General features: G+C 63.4%; 20 protein-coding genes. 4 read left to right on the top strand and 16 right to left on the bottom strand.

Annotated features, from left to right (window positions below):
- Positions 1–45: 45 nt before the first annotated feature.
- The 3 genes from LB566_RS03505 to LB566_RS03495 are packed head-to-tail and all read left to right on the top strand — an operon-like array spanning position 46 to position 3,701.
- On the top strand, positions 46–969 hold the full coding sequence (locus LB566_RS03505; protein ID WP_224623166.1) for an ABC transporter permease subunit: 924 nt from the start codon (positions 46–48) through the stop codon (positions 967–969).
- Positions 962–2,080, top strand: a complete 1,119-nt coding sequence (locus LB566_RS03500; protein WP_224623164.1) for an ABC transporter permease — start codon at positions 962–964, stop codon at positions 2,078–2,080. Before LB566_RS03505 ends, LB566_RS03500 begins: the two co-directional genes overlap by 8 nt.
- A gap of 1 nt (position 2,081) precedes the next feature.
- A complete protein-coding gene (locus LB566_RS03495; RefSeq protein ID WP_140550954.1) occupies positions 2,082–3,701 on the top strand; it encodes an ABC transporter ATP-binding protein in 1,620 nt (539 codons plus the stop codon).
- A gap of 26 nt (positions 3,702–3,727) precedes the next feature.
- Here LB566_RS03495 and LB566_RS03490 read toward each other — a convergent pair whose 3' ends face one another.
- Entirely contained in the window at positions 3,728–4,072 is a 345-nt protein-coding gene (locus LB566_RS03490; RefSeq protein ID WP_224623624.1) for a hypothetical protein, read from the bottom strand.
- 303 nt (positions 4,073–4,375) lie between these two features.
- Here LB566_RS03490 and LB566_RS03485 point away from each other — a divergent pair, with 303 nt between their 5' ends.
- Complete coding sequence (locus tag LB566_RS03485) at positions 4,376–5,494, top strand: glycosyltransferase family 9 protein (RefSeq protein WP_224623162.1); 1,119 nt, start codon at positions 4,376–4,378, stop codon at positions 5,492–5,494.
- 218 nt (positions 5,495–5,712) lie between these two features.
- On the opposite strand, the gene LB566_RS03480 is transcribed toward LB566_RS03485, so the two are convergent.
- The 15 genes from LB566_RS03480 to LB566_RS03410 all read right to left on the bottom strand — a co-directional run bounded on the left by LB566_RS03480 (position 5,713) and on the right by LB566_RS03410 (position 15,116).
- The gene (locus tag LB566_RS03480; RefSeq protein WP_224623161.1) at positions 5,713–7,053 is read right to left on the bottom strand and encodes a tyrosine-type recombinase/integrase; all 1,341 of its coding nucleotides are present in this window, start codon (positions 7,051–7,053) and stop codon (positions 5,713–5,715) included.
- Positions 7,054–7,240: 187 nt separating this feature from the next.
- Complete coding sequence (locus tag LB566_RS03475) at positions 7,241–7,459, bottom strand: hypothetical protein (protein WP_224623159.1); 219 nt, start codon at positions 7,457–7,459, stop codon at positions 7,241–7,243.
- A complete protein-coding gene (locus tag LB566_RS03470; RefSeq protein WP_224623157.1) occupies positions 7,456–7,719 on the bottom strand; it encodes a hypothetical protein in 264 nt (87 codons plus the stop codon). The genes LB566_RS03475 and LB566_RS03470 overlap by 4 nt, the downstream gene beginning before the upstream one ends.
- The gene (locus LB566_RS03465) at positions 7,719–8,183 is read right to left on the bottom strand and encodes an ASCH domain-containing protein (protein ID WP_224623155.1); all 465 of its coding nucleotides are present in this window, start codon (positions 8,181–8,183) and stop codon (positions 7,719–7,721) included. The genes LB566_RS03470 and LB566_RS03465 overlap by 1 nt, the downstream gene beginning before the upstream one ends.
- On the bottom strand, positions 8,180–8,602 hold the full coding sequence (locus LB566_RS03460) for a hypothetical protein (RefSeq protein ID WP_224623153.1): 423 nt from the start codon (positions 8,600–8,602) through the stop codon (positions 8,180–8,182). Before LB566_RS03460 ends, LB566_RS03465 begins: the two co-directional genes overlap by 4 nt.
- Positions 8,599–9,684: a DUF5131 family protein gene (locus tag LB566_RS03455; RefSeq protein WP_224623151.1), complete on the bottom strand. Its 1,086-nt coding sequence runs from the start codon at positions 9,682–9,684 to the stop codon at positions 8,599–8,601. The genes LB566_RS03460 and LB566_RS03455 overlap by 4 nt, the downstream gene beginning before the upstream one ends.
- A 2-nt stretch (positions 9,685–9,686) precedes the next feature.
- Positions 9,687–10,808 carry a DNA polymerase III subunit beta gene (gene dnaN, locus LB566_RS03450; RefSeq protein WP_224623149.1) on the bottom strand — a complete coding sequence of 374 codons (1,122 nt, stop codon included), beginning with the start codon at positions 10,806–10,808 and terminating at the stop codon, positions 9,687–9,689.
- Entirely contained in the window at positions 10,805–12,025 is a 1,221-nt protein-coding gene (locus tag LB566_RS03445) for a DUF2303 family protein (protein WP_224623148.1), read from the bottom strand. Before LB566_RS03445 ends, dnaN begins: the two co-directional genes overlap by 4 nt.
- 106 nt (positions 12,026–12,131) lie before the next feature.
- Entirely contained in the window at positions 12,132–12,482 is a 351-nt protein-coding gene (locus tag LB566_RS03440; protein ID WP_224623146.1) for a hypothetical protein, read from the bottom strand.
- Positions 12,483–12,498: 16 nt separating this feature from the next.
- A complete protein-coding gene (ssb, locus tag LB566_RS03435) occupies positions 12,499–12,975 on the bottom strand; it encodes a single-stranded DNA-binding protein (protein WP_224623144.1) in 477 nt (158 codons plus the stop codon).
- Positions 12,976–13,257, bottom strand: a complete 282-nt coding sequence (locus tag LB566_RS03430) for a hypothetical protein (protein ID WP_224623143.1) — start codon at positions 13,255–13,257, stop codon at positions 12,976–12,978. It abuts the gene before it with no gap.
- On the bottom strand, positions 13,258–13,503 hold the full coding sequence (locus tag LB566_RS03425; protein ID WP_224623141.1) for a hypothetical protein: 246 nt from the start codon (positions 13,501–13,503) through the stop codon (positions 13,258–13,260).
- Positions 13,500–14,201: a hypothetical protein gene (locus LB566_RS03420; protein WP_224623139.1), complete on the bottom strand. Its 702-nt coding sequence runs from the start codon at positions 14,199–14,201 to the stop codon at positions 13,500–13,502. The genes LB566_RS03425 and LB566_RS03420 overlap by 4 nt, the downstream gene beginning before the upstream one ends.
- The gene (locus LB566_RS03415) at positions 14,198–14,713 is read right to left on the bottom strand and encodes a hypothetical protein (protein WP_224623137.1); all 516 of its coding nucleotides are present in this window, start codon (positions 14,711–14,713) and stop codon (positions 14,198–14,200) included. Before LB566_RS03415 ends, LB566_RS03420 begins: the two co-directional genes overlap by 4 nt.
- A complete protein-coding gene (locus LB566_RS03410) occupies positions 14,706–15,116 on the bottom strand; it encodes a hypothetical protein (protein ID WP_224623135.1) in 411 nt (136 codons plus the stop codon). The genes LB566_RS03415 and LB566_RS03410 overlap by 8 nt, the downstream gene beginning before the upstream one ends.
- Between the last annotated feature and the right edge of the window lie 46 nt (positions 15,117–15,162).

The raw sequence follows: 15,162 nt of genomic DNA, 5'->3' as shown, positions 1-15,162 counted from the left end.
GTCCGGTTGGATGCCCGTCACCCTGGCCGAAGCAGGGCACCGCCGATGCTACGCTACATTTTCAGGCGGCTTCTGACCGCCATTCCGACGCTATTCGTCATCGTGACGTTGGCGTTCTTCCTGATGCGCGTCGCACCGGGCGGCCCGTTCAACCAGGAGCGCGGCCTGAGCCCAGAGATCAGGGCCAATCTTGAAGCCCAGTTCGGGCTCGCCGACCCGCTCTGGCTGCAATATGTCCACTATCTCGGCAATCTCCTGCGCGGCAATTTCGGCCCGAGCTACAATATGCCAGACTTCACCGTCACCGAGCTTTTCGCCAAGGGCCTGCCTATTTCCATTCAGCTCGGCGCCTCCGCGCTGATCCTGGCGCTGCTGCTCGGCAGCGTGCTCGGTACCATTGCGGCGCTCAACCAGAACAAACTTGGCGACTACACGGTGATTGCGCTGGCGACCGCCGGCAGCACCATCCCGACCTTCGTCATCGCGCCGGTGATCCAGCTTGTGTTCGGATTGACCTGGAAGCTGTTGCCGATCGGCGGCTGGGGCGATGGCGCGCTCATCAACAAGATCGGTCCCGTGCTGACGCTTGCCCTGCCGCAGATCGCCATCGTCGCCCGCCTGATGCGCGGCTCGATGATCGAATCGCTGCGCTCGCATCACATCCGCACGGCGCGCGCGCTTGGCCTGTCCGACTGGTCGGTGGTGGTCAAGCATGCGCTGCGCGGCGCCGTCCTGCCGATCGTCTCCTTCACCGGTCCGGCTGCCGCCGCACTGCTCACCGGCTCGATCATCGTCGAGACGATCTTCTCCATTCCGGGCGTCGGCCGCTACTTCGTCGATGCCGCGCTCAACCGCGACTACACGCTGGTGATGGGGACGGTGGTGGTCATCGCTATCTTCACCATCGTCTTCAACCTGATCGTCGACGTCATGTACGCCGTGGTCGATCCGAGGGTGCGCTATGACTGATATCGCGATCGCCGCACCGGTCGTCGGCCGTTCGCTGTGGGGCGATGCCTGGGCGCGCCTCAAGGCCAACCGCGCCGCCATGTTCAGCCTCTACTATCTGATCCTGATCGCTGTGATCAGCGTGTTCGGACCCTGGTTCGTACCGCACCAATACACCACCATCTATGGTGATTATGTGCGTACGCCGCCGAGCCTGTCGGCCTATCCCAAGGCGGACATGATCGAGACCGCGCTTGATGAGGCGATCAGGCGCATGCGCGTCGACATCAAGGAGTGGCGCCAGGAGGGCAATCGCGTCTTCGTCACTGTCACCTCCAGCAAGGCAATCGACGACCGCAACATCCGCTATCTCGACCGGTCCGATGCCTTCGATGACACCAGGATCGAAAGCAAATCGCCCGATGGCCTGGAAGCGACGATGAGCGCCTCGGTCAAACAGCAATATTTTCTTTTCGGCACCGACAACACCGGGCGCGATCTGTTGTCGCGGACGCTGATGGCCGGGCGCGTCTCGCTGGCCATCGGTCTGCTCGCCGGCGTCGTGGCCGTGGCCATCGGCGTGCTCTACGGCGCCACTGCCGGCTTTGCCGGAGGCAGGGTAGACGAGGTGATGATGCGCATCGTCGACGTGCTTTATTCGCTGCCCTTCATCTTCTTCGTCATCATGCTGGTGGTTTTCTTCGGTCGCAACTTCGTGCTGATGTTCCTGGCGGTCGGCGCCGTGCTGTGGCTCGACATGGCTCGCATCGTGCGCGGCCAGGCGCTGTCCATCCGCCGCCAGGAATATGTCCAGGCGGCCGAGGCCATGGGGGTCGGCCAGCGCGGCATCCTTTTGCGCCACGTCATTCCCAACCTGCTCGGGCCGGTGGTGATCTACATGACGCTGCTGGTGCCACAGGTCATTATCCTGGAGAGTTTTCTATCGTTCCTCGGGCTCGGCATCCAGGAGCCGATGACCAGCTGGGGCGTGCTGATCTCGGTCGGCGCCAAGAACATCGGCACCGCCAACTGGCTGCTTCTGTTCCCTGCCTTCTTCCTGGTCTCCACCTTGTTCGCCCTGAACTTCGTCGGCGACGGCCTGCGCGATGCGCTCGACCCCAAGGACCGCTAAGATGGACGCAGCAGAGACCATTCTCAGCGTAAAGGATCTTCGCGTGCGCTTCCGCACCCTCGACGGCGCGGTCGAGGCGGTGAAAGGCATCAACATCCATGTCAAGGCGGGCGAAACCGTCGCTGTGGTAGGCGAATCCGGCTCCGGCAAAAGCCAGACGATGATGGCGGCGATGAGCCTGCTGGCCTCCAATGGAGAAGCCACCGGCAGTGTCGATTATCGCGGCCGCAATCTTCTGACGCTGAGCAAATCCGAGCTGAACAAAGTCCGCGGCCGCAAGATCAGTATGATCTTCCAGGAGCCGATGACCTCGCTCGATCCGCTCTATTCGATCGGCAACCAGCTGATCGAACCGATCCGCCGGCATCGCGGCTTGAATGCGGCGCAAGCGCGCGAGGAGGCGCTCAACCTGCTCAGGCTCGTGCATATTCCCGATCCCGAACGGCGCATGAAATCCTATCCGCATGAAATGTCGGGTGGCCAGCGCCAGCGCGTCATGATCGCCATGGCTTTGGCAAACGATCCCGACATCCTGATCGCTGACGAACCGACGACAGCGCTCGACGTCACCATCCAGGCGCAGATCCTCATGCTTCTGGCCGAGCTGCAGCGCAAGCTGGGCATGGCGATCGTCTTCATCACACACGATCTCGGCATCGTGCGGCGCTTTGCCGACCGGGTCTATGTCATGCGCTCCGGCGAAGTGGTGGAGGAGGGGGACGCGCAAGCGATTTTCGCCAGTCCTCAGCATGCCTACACCAAGATGCTGCTGGCGGCCGAGCCGACCGGAACGAAGGCGCCGCCGCCGGCCAATGCGCCGGTCCTGCTCGAAGGCAGAAACGTCGAGGTCACCTTCCGCATCGGCGGCGGCTTTCTGGCCGGCGAGCCGCTGATGCTGCGCGCCGTCGACCACATCTCGATCAGGCTGAGGCGCAATCAGACGATCGGCATCGTCGGCGAATCAGGTTCTGGAAAATCGACGCTTGGCCGCGCTTTGCTGAGGCTGTTGCCGAGCGATGGCGTGATCCGCTTCGGCGACCGCGATATCTCGACCGCCGACCGCCAGACGATGCGGCCGCTGCGGCGTCAGTTGCAGCTGGTCTTCCAGGATCCGTTCGGTTCGCTGTCGCCGCGCATGACCATCGGCCAGGTCATCACAGAAGGGCTGCTGGTGCATGAACCGAACCTCTCGGGCAAGCAGCGCGACCAGCGCGCCGTCGAGGCGCTGCGCGAAGTCGGCCTCGATCCCAACTCGCGCAATCGCTATCCGCATGAATTCTCAGGCGGCCAGCGCCAGCGCATCGCAATCGCCCGCGCCATGATCCTCAAACCCAAGCTGGTGGTGCTGGACGAGCCGACCTCGGCCCTCGACCGCTCGGTGCAGAAGCAGATCGTGGAGTTGCTGCGCAAGCTGCAGGCCGACCATGAGCTGTCTTACCTCTTCATCAGCCACGATCTCGCCGTGGTGCGCGCCATGGCCGACTACATCATCGTCATGAAGCAGGGCAAGATCGTCGAGGAAGGGCCGACGGAAGACATTTTCAGCAATCCGCAGGCCGCCTACACGCAGACTCTGATGAGCGCCGCGATCGATGTCACGCGGTTTCGTTTGAGTGCGTGAGGCGAGTCGGGCAGCGGCACCTCAGCTCAATTCGCCAGCCCTGGGCATTTGCGCGCCCTGGCGGCGGCCATGGCCGCTTGCTGCTGCTTTAGCCGATCGATCCTGGTCGTTTCGCGATTGGCGACGGCGGCCTTGACGCTTGAGCCGCCCAGCAGCCATCTGGGAACACTGGTGCTGGCGACCTTGCCGCGCGTGATGGCTGTCTGCGAGATGCCTTTGGCGGTTTCGCCTATGGCGCTGTTCAGTTCGGCGCATGTCATCTTGTCGTAATTCGCCGGGTCGATCGATCCGCTGGTCGACGCGCAGCCTCCGACAAGGGCGAGAAGGATCACGGGGATGAAGGGCCTGCTGGGGGTCGACTGCAATTTCATGTCCACGACCTTACTCCAGCGTAAGCGACCATGGCCACCCTCCGATATGCTCGCATCCATACGTACGCCGAAACGAACCGGGATCATTCACATTCACGACGGTCCCGAGTTCGGCCTCGGCGGAACCCTTGAAAGAGACCTGCGAGCCCCACCTGCGTTGACAAATATTCCTGGCTGGTTGATGGCTGAGGCGATATCCTATATCAGCGGACAGAACGAGCTTGTCATTGCGCGGCTATTGCCTAGATCGATCGTTTGTCGAAAATTTTGGATTCTTTTTGGCTGAAATGGAATAGTCATTCCATGAAAAGTTGGATCAAGAATTCAAAAGAGCCGGCAAAGGCGCTGCCGAAGGCTGGCAACGTACAATCAATACTCATAAATCAGACGAAGTTTATCGGGGATGTTGTTCTAACTTCGGTTCTGGTCAGGCATCTGCGGGCAGAGTTTCCGAACGCGACGATCACCATGCTATGCCAGGCGGCGCTGGCGAAATTCGTTCTGGAGCAAGGCATCGCCGACAGCGTGGTTTCGCTCGATCGCGGCAAAATGCGCGGCTCCCCTTTCGAGCGCATGTCCGGAATGTCCAGGCTCCTGCACGATCTGAGGAAGTCGGATTATGATCTTATCATCGATCTGTCCGACTCCAAGACGTCACGGCTCGTCATGCGCTTCGTCAAGGCGCCCTTTCGCGTGGGCTATGTTCCATCGGAGCAGCCCCTGAAATTCTGGGAGCGCCAAAGCGCCAACATCTTTGCCGCCACATACGGCCATGGCGGCGAGCACTATCTGCATCGGTACCTGTCGCCGCTGTTTGCCCTTGGCATTCCTGTGACCGATCCTATCCCGTCCCTGAAGCCCACCGAATCCGGTTCGCGTCAGGCAAAGCAGCTGCTTGCCCGACACGAATTGGAAAGGAAGTCGTTTGTCGCCGTCCATGCCGGCGCCAGTTTCCCAGGGCGTTGCTGGCAGCCTGACCGTTTCGCTTCAGTCCTGGGAGAGATTTACCGGCGAAAGGGTCTGCGGGCGGTCATCGTTGGCGGCCCCGACGAGGCAGGTATCGCAGGCAAGGTGTTGGATGCGGCAACATCGCCGATCGTGAATCTCGTTGGCCAGGCACCCCTGACCACCCTTTTGCCCCTGCTGGGCGAGGCCCTGATCTTCCTTGGCAACGAGAGCGGACCCATGCACCTGGCCGCGGCCATGAAAACGCCCGTCGTTGGCCTGTTCGGTCTGACCCAACCTGACATCTGGGGGCCTCTTGGCGTTCCTAACCGTACGCTGCAGCCTCCGATGCCATGCAAGTGCATAGCGCCGGGCCTCTGCAAAGTGGGCAATGCAGGGGGCGTTTATTGCGTTCAACGGCTTGACGCCGCCGACGTCACGAAAGCGGCTATCGAACTCATAGACCGCGTCAGCTAAAGCAATTCCAGAAAAAGTGCGCAGCGGTTTTCCGTCCGCAATTGCGTAAAGCAAGCAGTTGGAGCGGGCGGTCCCATCAAACGCTGAGCCGCTGTTGCGGGAGCGACAAACACGCGAAGTGCTTGTTTTTTCTGGTCGGAGTGGCAGGATTTGAACCTGCGACCCCCTCGTCCCGAACGGGCGGGATGGCCAGCAAAGGCGTGAATTTCCGCGCTTTTTCAGGCGCCGCTGTGGCGCTTGTTCACGTTTGTTTCCGGGGTTTCTGTGGGGAAACTGTGGGGAGCGGCGGCTTTGTTCCCCCTTGGTTTCGCGGCGATCGGCACCACGTTGTGCGGCAGCCGGCGCGACCGCGCCTTGGACGTGATCGCCTCGGCGGCGTCTGCCTGGAAATCGGGATGATGATGACCATAGGTCTGGATCAACATCTCGACGGTCATGCCAAGGAATCCTGCGGCCGCCCACGGGTCGGCGCCCCGCTGCATCAGCCATGTCGCCGCGGTGTGGCGGAAGACGTGCGGGGTAATGTCGGTCTTGAATGCACGCCGAGTGCTGCCATCGTCGGCGGGCACGTCTTCATACCAGCCGAGGCCGGCCGCTTCGACCACCGACCGGAAGGCCTTCTTGATCGACTGGACGGGCTTGCCGTTCCACTCGACGACGTAATCTTGCGCGATCATGCGGCCGATGTTGGCGCTCTTGCCGCGTCCCTTGGTCTTGATATCTAGGGGAGTGACTGTCCATCGCCTGATATGCGCAAGCAGTCTGTCCGGCAATCTGACCGGAGGCTGCCGCTTTTTGGTCTCACGCTGGCCGCGCGCGCGGCGATAAAAGATGCCGCGATCGAGGTCGATGTGGCCCGCACCTTCCATCGGCCTGACCGCTGCGCCGCAGATCGCGCCCGAGCGCGTTCCGGTGTAGAGCGCGACCAGGATAAAGCGAGCGACATGACGCGCTACCTGCCGGTCGCTGGGCTTGCCCTTCCATGTCTGGCGCATACGCCATGCGGCGTGCAGCAATGCCGCAGCTTCGTCACGCGTCAGCCAGCGTTGGCGAGGATTGGACTTGTCCGGCAGCACGATCGCGGGCGCCGACGTGACATACCCTTCGCGATGATAGTGATTGACAGCCGAACGCAGATCTTCCAGCTGGCGACGGGCAGCGGCGCCATTCCCATGAGCCTTGGCGTAGTCGCGGCATAGCTTGCCGTTGACGTCACCGAACGTCCGTTCGCCAAACCATTTCAGGACTGTCACAAGGCGGTCGGCAGTTTCACCCGGGTCGGCATGCGCCGGCGCGACATCCGTCAGGTAGACGTTGACCGCATCGGCTATCGGGACGGAATCTGGATCACGGCCGCGCTCTCGCGTCGGCTGGTATTTTGCGGTGATGTAGGCGGCAAGCGCTTTTTCAGCGCGTTCGCGGTCGCCAGTGCCGCCGCAACCGCTGGTGAATTTCTGTCCGTCGCGGATGAACCATCCTGCCCGGTTGCGCAAGGATCCGTCGGCCTTGCGGCTTTCGTCGCGCCAGACGAGACGCGCGCCTTTCGAAGTCCGCGACATTTTTCCCTCATCAGTTCGATGTCGGCGAGGGTCACATACTCCTTGCCGGCGATCATTTCGGTCACCAGGCGGCCGGCGTCGCGCTCCTTGCGCAGGCCCGGCGCGCCCATGGTGCCGTCAGGAAAGGCGATCCTGGCGGCGATGTCCAGTCGCAGCGGCGTGGTAGCTGTGTATTGTTCGGGCACATTCACGGCCGCACCTTCTGGATGGCATTGCCGCTGGTGACCATCGCCAGGCCGTCGGCGAATTCGACCCGGATGGAGTTGAAGCGGGCGGCAGCCGGGCTGCCGAAGCCGAGCAGGGCGAAGGAGGCCAGCGCAGGCTTGCTGCGCGCGGTGACGGCGCAGCGCTGACCTTTGCGGCCATCGCGGTCCCAGCGATAGAGGTAGGGCAGGGCCGCGATCACCACAGATCCTCCGAATAGAGGTTCGGCGGCCATTGGGGCTTGATGATCTGGCCAGCCGCCCTGGCTACATCAACGGCTTCAATCCGTCCGACGAAGCGACCCGTGCTGGTCAGAAAGCCTTGATCGTTGGGCTGAACCAAGACGCCGCTCGCGATGTGCAGTGGTTTGAGGATATCGCCGTGGCGCGCGGGCGCTGGCAGCGAGACGGTCAGGCCGTATTGCCGTACCGCTGCCGCGACGATGCGTTCACACAGCGACATCAAGTCGGCCTCCAGTTCCAGAAGCCTTGCGAACCCTTGGCGGGCTGGATCGGCTGCAACGGCTCGATGTAGGTCAGCGGCCATGCCCAGTTGGCATGCTCGTTGCGGTCACTGTCGTTCAGCTGGCTGACGCCGAACTCGGCCACGATGTCGAAGGCGCGCTTCGGTTCGCCGAGCGAGGCTGTGCCGAGGATGGAGGCCAGCGGCAGGGCGGCGGGGTTGGAATGCCAGCGCTCTAGCATGGCCAGCGCCTCCGGCTTCAGCCCCGTCGACCAGGCCTCGGGCGAGCGCAGCCGGATGATCAGATCCTTCAGCTCGGCCTTCCTGACCGGCCGGGCGCCGGCGTGGATGGCTATTCGTGTGCCACGCAGCGCGCGCGGCGCCGGCCAGCCGCGGAACTCATAGGGCTTGACGCCTGCCATGATTAACGTAGCCCATGGCTGCCAGATGGTCAGCGCTTTCATGCTGCCTCCGCTTTTTCAACGGGCCACGCAACGCAATCTCGCGGGAGCAGGGCGCGACGCAACGTCGTCATCGTCTCCTCGCCGTAACCCCAAAGGTCGCCGTCGCAGATATACTGTGGCCATGGCCCGAAATGCCCGGCCGGAACACGTTCTCCGGTCCTGATGTAGCGAGCGAGGTCCTCCACAATGCGCTGAAGAGTGCCTCCGTTGCTGAAGTGCCGCCAGCGGCCCCGATAGGCCACATAGATCCGCTTGTCCGTGTACTCGTCCCGAAACCACAACTTGCCATCGATCGTTGTCTCAAAGCGAGCAACACGGTTGAAGCACGGGCTGTAAAAGAACCGCCTCCCGTAGATCGAGATCGTGAGAATCAGGTAGTTCGCGTCGGCGATGCGCTGCGTCTTGGTCAGGGATCTCATGACACTGGCAACTCCCGATATTGGGGCATGCCGTTGTGCTCGACACCGTCCAGCAGGCGGCCGGCGCGCTTCTTGCCGATCCGGGTCATTGGCTGTTCGGGCTGCCAATAATCAGTCGCCGTGATCCAGTTTTCCGGATCGTCCCAACTTCCATTCGTCTTTTCAAAGCGCTGCTTGTCGACATCCCAGACACATGTTGGGAAGCGGCTCTGCTCTGCATCGTCATCCGGAAAGTTCTCGCACTTTTCGAAATCCGGCATCCAAGCGCCCCACTGCTTGAAGAAGAACGGCACGCCGGTGGCGGCGCACTGGTCGCGGATCAAGCGCGGCCATGAGGGATGCATCGGGCGGGCGTCGGGACCGCTTTCGCCGCCGGCGATGACCCAGTCGAGCGGACGCAGGGTTTCCAAGCCGGGAGAGAAGCTGCCGCGCGTTAGGAAACCGGCCCCGATGTCGAGACGATTCGGCGATAGCGCCCATGCAATATCAAGCGACCCGAGCAGCGGCTCGGCCGAGACGAAGCGAATCTTCGCGGGCGTGCCGATCAGGTCTGGCACGCGTTCGTCGGCGCGCTTCTGATCCTCGGCCGAGACGCCGCACCACACGTTGTGAAGCGGCCAGGAATAGACCTCCGCCGGCTTGCCGGTGAAAGTGTACCAGTTGGCATAGATGTCATCGAGGAGATCGCGTCGCGACAGGAACTCGCGCATCCTGTCGGAGCGCTTGGTCAGCACCTGATAGGTGTGATGGTCGGCGGCGGCCATGACGGTGAAGACGTCGAGGATCCATTCGTCCGGCACGTTCTCGGCGAAGAGATCGCCGTGGGCGCAGACGAAGATGCGCCGCGGCTTCTTCCAGTCGAGCGGCTGGTAAAGCCACTGGCGGTTGAGCCGCACCTCGCCGGTCCAGACCGGGCCGGCCTTGGTGTCGCGGGTCAGGCCTTTGCGGCTGTCGATGTGCTTCAGCCGCGTGCCGGCAAGCTTCATGGCGTAGCAGTTGGTGCAGCCGGGCGAGACGACGGAACAACCGGTGATCGGGTTCCAGGTGGCGTCGGTCCACTCGATCGAGGAATGATCAGCCATGGTCACACCCTCATTGGCATCAGGACGAAAAGCGGCTTGAGGGCGGGGTCGCCGTCCTCGGGGCGGATCAGGGTCGGCGAGCCGGCAGTGTCCAGGCTGAAGGTCAGCCGCTTTCCTTCCGCGGCGCCGAACAGGTCGAGGCAGTAGCGGCCGTTGAAGCCGATCTCGACCGCTTCGCCTTCGGCGACATCGATCGCGATCTCGTCATTGGCGCTGCCGGCCTCGGGATTGGTCGTGGTGAGCGTCAGCGTCTCGCCGGCGAAGCTGAACTTGACGGCGCTGCCCTTGCCGCTCGAAACGGTCATGACGCGATCGACCGCACGGACCAGCGCATCCTTGTCGACGGTGAAATGGTTGGCGTTTCCGGTCGGGATGACGCGCCGGTAATCGGGGAAGGTGCCGTCGATCAGCTTCGAGACCAGCGACACGCTACCGCTCGTCAGCCGAATGCGCGTGTCCGAGACCTCGACTTTGACCGGTCTCTTGTCCTCGAGGATCTTGCCGATCAGGTCGACCGTGTGGCGCGGGATGATGATAGCCGGCATGCCGGCCGCGCCTTGCGGTGCCTGCGCCGTGAACTTCGCCAGGCGGTGGCCGTCCGTCGCGACGGCGTGCAGATGCTCGTCGACATGCCAGTGGATGCCGTTGAGATAATAGCGCGTCTCCTCGCTGGAAATGGCGAACGACACCGTGGCGAGCATGGCGCGCAGCGCGCCGGCATCGAGCTCGAATGTGTTGGCATAGCCGGCCTCGCTCATGGCCGGGAAGTCGGCCGCCGGCAGGACCTGTATCTTGAAGCGGGCGCGCCCGGCGCTGACCGTGGCGAAATCCTTTTCCGCCGCTATCGCGATCTCGGCGCCGTCGGCCATCTTGCGCACGGCGTCGTGGAGCAATGTCGCCGGCAGGGTGAAGCTGTCATCCCGGCCGGCCTGACAGGCGAGGCTGGTGCGCAGCTCGCAATCGAGATCGGTGCCGGTCAGGGTCAGGGTGCCGGCCGAGGCGTCCACGGCCAGCAGGATGTTCTGCAGCACGGGAATGGTGCTGCGCCGTTCGACGGCCTTGATGACGAGCGCGAGCGCGGGAAGCAATGCCTCCCGCGCCAGGATGATGGTGTCCGCCTTCACGCCGACATCTCCGGCGTGCCTTCGAAGGTCGGCAGGTTGGTCTTGTCGCGGGCTTCGGCCAGCACGTCGCGGACATGCTGGGTGATGAACTGGTCGGGCCGGTAGATCTGATAGAACCAGATGACCTTGCCGCCCGCCGGCCGGTAGCGCAACCGCACCGGGATGCGCACTTTCTCGCCCATGAAGAAGGGTGCGATGTTGAGCATGAAGATGCCCGGCACCTTCAGCGGCTTGCCATCCGCGCCGCTGTGGCTTTCTTCCCAGGCGATCTGACCTTCGCCGCTCTGCAAAGTGGTCGAGGCCTTGACCTTGCTTTCCACATTGACTTGAAGCCCGCGCGAAAGCTCGACCAGCTGCGCCGGCGTGGCGATGGTGGTGGCGAAGTCGCGCTCGTACTGGATCCTCTCCTCGTCGGTCGGCGACGAAAGCTCGGCGATCCGATCCTCGAGGAACCAGGCGAAGTCGCCCTGGTCCATCTTCTGGCCATCGCCGCCCACCCACTTCTGCCATTCGTCCGACAACGGGAAGGCGTAGTGCACCCGGTGCTTGCCGAAGTCGGGGTGGCCGGGCCCCAGCTGGTGGTAATCGACGATCGTCGTCAAGGTCGGCTTGCGCCAGTCCATGTTGGCGAAGATGGCGCTGTGCTCGGTCTGGTGCCGGAGCGTCAGGTTGCAGTAAGATTCGAAGGTCTGCGCCTCTGCCCGACCGGACTTGCGGGCCGGGTGCTGGCGGTACGGTTCGAAGAGTTGGGCAATGCCTTCGATACCGGGCAAGCTGCCGCGCTTGAGCAATACAGGAACGGCTTCCGGCAGGCCCGGTAGCTTTCCGGTGTTGACCAGCGGGGCGATCTCGACGCCATCCGCCTTGGTGCCAAGCGCGGCCATGATGTCGAGGTCGGCGCGCAGGGCGTCGCCTAAAGCGTCGGTTTTCTTGTCAGTCATGGAAAGGTCGTCGTCGGTGATCCAGTAGAAAGAAGATCCGCGCGGCGCCTTCGGCACCTTGGTGTCGATGCCGGCCTGTACGTTGACCGAGCCGGCCTCGACCTCGAAGTCGAGCGTCAGCGTGACCTTGCCCTTGACCTTGGCCTTGCGGCCCATGGTGTCGGACAGGTCCTTGAGCTTGGTCAGCGTCTCGGTGATGTCGCCGGACAGCGCGGCAGCGAGTTCGCCGCCCTCCAGCATGCCGATGATGGTTTGTGCGTCTCTGATCTTTTTCATGTCCTCGCGGCCGTTCCGCGCCCGCCTTGAGCTTGTCCGATCCGGAAGCGCCCGGGCGCTGGCCTCCGGACGGGGCGGCGAACGATCGCCGGCCCGCAGTCGCGGGCTAGAAGGGGATGGCGTCGTCGAGCTGGCGGCGTGTGGCTTCACGTTCGTCGAAGTCTGTGAGCAGGACGCTCATGACCTTAATGGTCTCATGAGCTCGCTCGACCCTGTTGAGCGCGGCAGTCAGTTCGCGATCGTACTGCGCCAGGCGGTTGTTGAGCCGCGAGACCTCGGATTGGAGGACCAGGAGTTTCTTCTGCTCGGAAGCCGTTACGTTCTCGTTGACGGTCTTTGCCGCATTCCTGGCAGTACGATCACTGGCGACAAGCCGTCGAGCGCGATCTCTATCGATCGCCTTCGCCTTGGCATCCGACACCGCCATCATCTTGCCGTCTATCCTGCGCTTCTGCATCGTCCAGTCCACTCCATCAAAACGGGATTTCGTCATCCAGGTCGCGCGAACTGGATTGCTGGTGGTCGGCGGGGCCGCGCTCTGGGCGGGATGAGCCGCTGCGCTGGGTGCCGTAGTCGCCGGGGTCGCGGGCCGGGTGCTCGGCCTTGTCGAGCATCTGGATTTCGCCACGGTATTTTTGCAGCACCACTTCGGTGCTGTAGCGGGCCTGGCCGGATTGATCTTCCCATTTGCGGGTCGAGAGCTGGCCCTCGACATAGACCTTCATGCCCTTCTTCAGATACTGCTCGGCCAGTTTGGCGAGGCTCTCATTGAACACGACGATCGTATGCCACTCGGTCTTTTCCTTGCGCTCGCCGCTGTTCTTGTCGCGCCAGCTTTCGGACGTTGCGATGCGGAAGTTGACCACCATGTCGCCGCTATTGAGGCGGCGGATTTCCGGGTCGGCGCCGAGATTGCCGATCAGGATGACCTTGTTGACGCTGCCGGCCATCTAGAGGCCTCCTGCCTGGAGCCGCAGCCGTTTGGCCGTTTTCTTCAGCGTGGACGTGCGGCCGGCTGGGAAGCTGCGGCGCGACATGTACTTCTTGGCCGCCTCGCGACCTCGCCAGATCGCAGGTGTAAGCTTCGGTACGAGCTTGCGCCTCTTCTTGGCACGGCTCGCTGTAACAGCCGGGCGCGCCGGCAGGATGGCGGCGAACGACTGGGCGCTGGTCGAGATGGCTGAAGCAAGCAGGGCGGTGGCCAACACGGAGCCGCGCAGAGAGATTGCCATTCAGGTGGTCCTTTCGTCGGATGGAACAGGCGAGGCGATGGTGGCCGCCTGATCTTGCGGAGTGAGGCTGGCGATCTGCGCCTCTATGTCGGCGATCAGATCGTTGCGCAGGCTGGCGCTGAAGGCTGCCGCGAGGATGATCTCGCTGGAGCTGTAGAGCCGCTCGCCGATCAGGACCCGCAGCGGTTCGCCGCTGCGCAGGCGCTCGGCCGTGTCGTGATACTGCCGGATGATCGCCTCGCTCACGACGGCCTCGCGACGATGCCGAGATAGCGCTCCAGGCGATCGAGGAAGGCGATCTCGGCCTTCATCGCCCCCCACGGTTCGATCGCACCGGTCAGGCGCGGCGGCGGCAGGTCGAGCTTGGGCAGGCACCGCCTGTCGGCCTTCGGCCCGAACAGCGCCAGCGCCTCGGCGACCAGCATGCGTTCGTCCATTTCACGGACCTGCCGCACGTAAAGCGGCATGCGCTGGATGTCGGGCAGTTGCGCCGCCTCGTAAATGGCGAGGTCGAGACACCGCTTGACCTCCCCGACCGCGCGATGGACGAGCTTGTCGATGAAATCGGGCCGGTCGAGATTGGCCGAGGCCGCGAGCTTCGCCACCCAGTACTGGATGATGTCGACGGCCGGGCGGGTGATGTCGCCGAACGGATATTCATGGCCGTCGTGGATCAGGAAATAGCCGGCGAGCACGCTGTCGCCGGTCTCGCGGAACAGCGCGTCGGCGCCCATCACCGAGTGCTGCGCCACGACATAGGCCTGGCAGCGATAGATGCCGTTGAAGCGGGCGATCTTCGACAGCGCATTGGCCATGTCGGCGAAATTGATGTCGGCGGCCGTCGGGTTCATCAGGTCGAAGGCCGACCCATCGGGGCGGAAAGCCGGCAGGATGGCTGCCGACGTCGGTTCGTGGCGCTTGGGGATGCGGATAGCTTGGTTCACTGGGCCACCCGCGGCAAGGTTTCTTCCACGGCCGTCAGCACCGCCTTGCGGATCGTCGGGAAGATCGGCAGGCGGTCGAGATAGGCCGACAGCACGAGGATGCAGCGCTCGCGCTGGCCGGGCCAGGGGTCGACCAGCAGCGCGCCGCGCGCCGCGCAATATTTACCCCAGGCTATCGTCAACGCCTGCGTCTGCGTGGTGTCGCGCGGCAGCGGCAGCCGGTTGGGAATGGCTTGGCGCGCCTTCTCGACAATGTCGGCCATCAGGTCGGGACGGATCGAGACCTGCCTTGTGCTGCTTTCGGTGGCGAGCCTGGAAGCCTCGTCCTTGAATTCGAGGATCTCGGCCCAGGTGAAGCCGGCGCCGACCAGGTCCTTGGGGCGAACCCCGCCTCCGGCCGCGAACAGGTCGCGCAGGGTCTCGGCCATTTCCAGGCAGCGCGGGTGCGCCTCGCCGCCATTCTCGGGAAGATCGGGACGGGTCTGCAAGGACGGGCGATGATGGTCAAGCATGGGCGGCCTCCACTTGGCTTCCGGGGGGGGCTTTGGCGATGTCCTCGAGGAGTTGCTTCTGCCGGTCGAGCGCGGCAAAGACGCGCTGTTCGTTTGCCGGCGTGTCCGCCGCGTCATAGGCATCGGAGGCGTCGAGCATTTCCTGCATGGCGTCGACCAGCTTGGCGGAGAACCCCCAGCGGTCGGCCTCAAGTTTCGGCATGGAGCGCTGGAAGGTAGCATTGATCGCTCCGACGACCTGGGCGGCATAGTTGTCGATGGCGACCCGAAGCTGGTTGTCGGACAGAAACTCACGCCAGTCCTTCTGGACGCCGGGCCAGGCATCGTAGCCGAACGCTTCCAGCGTCTCGATGAGGTCGCGCCGCTCGGCCGACATGCCTGCGGGGAATTCGCCGACATTCATCAGACAGCCCTCAGCATGATGGCGGCGCAGAACAGGATCGACGCCA

The sequence above is a fragment of the Mesorhizobium sp. CA13 genome (genome assembly GCF_020165235.1).
GTDB lineage: Bacteria > Pseudomonadota > Alphaproteobacteria > Rhizobiales > Rhizobiaceae > Mesorhizobium.
This window is presented reverse-complemented; position numbering and strand designations above follow the sequence as displayed.

What these genes read in the sequence shown, in the direction of transcription:
- LB566_RS03440 (WP_224623146.1), bottom strand. Translation starts at nt 12,482, where the DNA reads ATGCAGAAGCGCAGGATAGACGGCAAGATGATGGCGGTGTCGGATGCC.
- LB566_RS03460 (WP_224623153.1), bottom strand. Translation starts at nt 8,602, where the DNA reads ATGAGATCCCTGACCAAGACGCAGCGCATCGCCGACGCGAACTACCTG.
- ssb (WP_224623144.1), bottom strand. Translation starts at nt 12,975, where the DNA reads ATGGCCGGCAGCGTCAACAAGGTCATCCTGATCGGCAATCTCGGCGCC.
- LB566_RS03465 (WP_224623155.1), bottom strand. Translation starts at nt 8,183, where the DNA reads ATGAAAGCGCTGACCATCTGGCAGCCATGGGCTACGTTAATCATGGCA.
- LB566_RS03455 (WP_224623151.1), bottom strand. Translation starts at nt 9,684, where the DNA reads ATGGCTGATCATTCCTCGATCGAGTGGACCGACGCCACCTGGAACCCG.
- LB566_RS03470 (WP_224623157.1), bottom strand. Translation starts at nt 7,719, where the DNA reads ATGTCGCTGTGTGAACGCATCGTCGCGGCAGCGGTACGGCAATACGGC.
- LB566_RS03500 (WP_224623164.1), top strand. Translation starts at nt 962, where the DNA reads ATGACTGATATCGCGATCGCCGCACCGGTCGTCGGCCGTTCGCTGTGG.
- LB566_RS03410 (WP_224623135.1), bottom strand. Translation starts at nt 15,116, where the DNA reads ATGAATGTCGGCGAATTCCCCGCAGGCATGTCGGCCGAGCGGCGCGAC.
- LB566_RS03480 (WP_224623161.1), bottom strand. Translation starts at nt 7,053, where the DNA reads ATGTCGCGGACTTCGAAAGGCGCGCGTCTCGTCTGGCGCGACGAAAGC.
- LB566_RS03485 (WP_224623162.1), top strand. Translation starts at nt 4,376, where the DNA reads ATGAAAAGTTGGATCAAGAATTCAAAAGAGCCGGCAAAGGCGCTGCCG.
- LB566_RS03445 (WP_224623148.1), bottom strand. Translation starts at nt 12,025, where the DNA reads ATGAAAAAGATCAGAGACGCACAAACCATCATCGGCATGCTGGAGGGC.
- LB566_RS03490 (WP_224623624.1), bottom strand. Translation starts at nt 4,072, where the DNA reads ATGAAATTGCAGTCGACCCCCAGCAGGCCCTTCATCCCCGTGATCCTT.
- LB566_RS03430 (WP_224623143.1), bottom strand. Translation starts at nt 13,257, where the DNA reads ATGGCAATCTCTCTGCGCGGCTCCGTGTTGGCCACCGCCCTGCTTGCT.
- LB566_RS03505 (WP_224623166.1), top strand. Translation starts at nt 46, where the DNA reads ATGCTACGCTACATTTTCAGGCGGCTTCTGACCGCCATTCCGACGCTA.
- LB566_RS03495 (WP_140550954.1), top strand. Translation starts at nt 2,082, where the DNA reads ATGGACGCAGCAGAGACCATTCTCAGCGTAAAGGATCTTCGCGTGCGC.
- LB566_RS03415 (WP_224623137.1), bottom strand. Translation starts at nt 14,713, where the DNA reads ATGCTTGACCATCATCGCCCGTCCTTGCAGACCCGTCCCGATCTTCCC.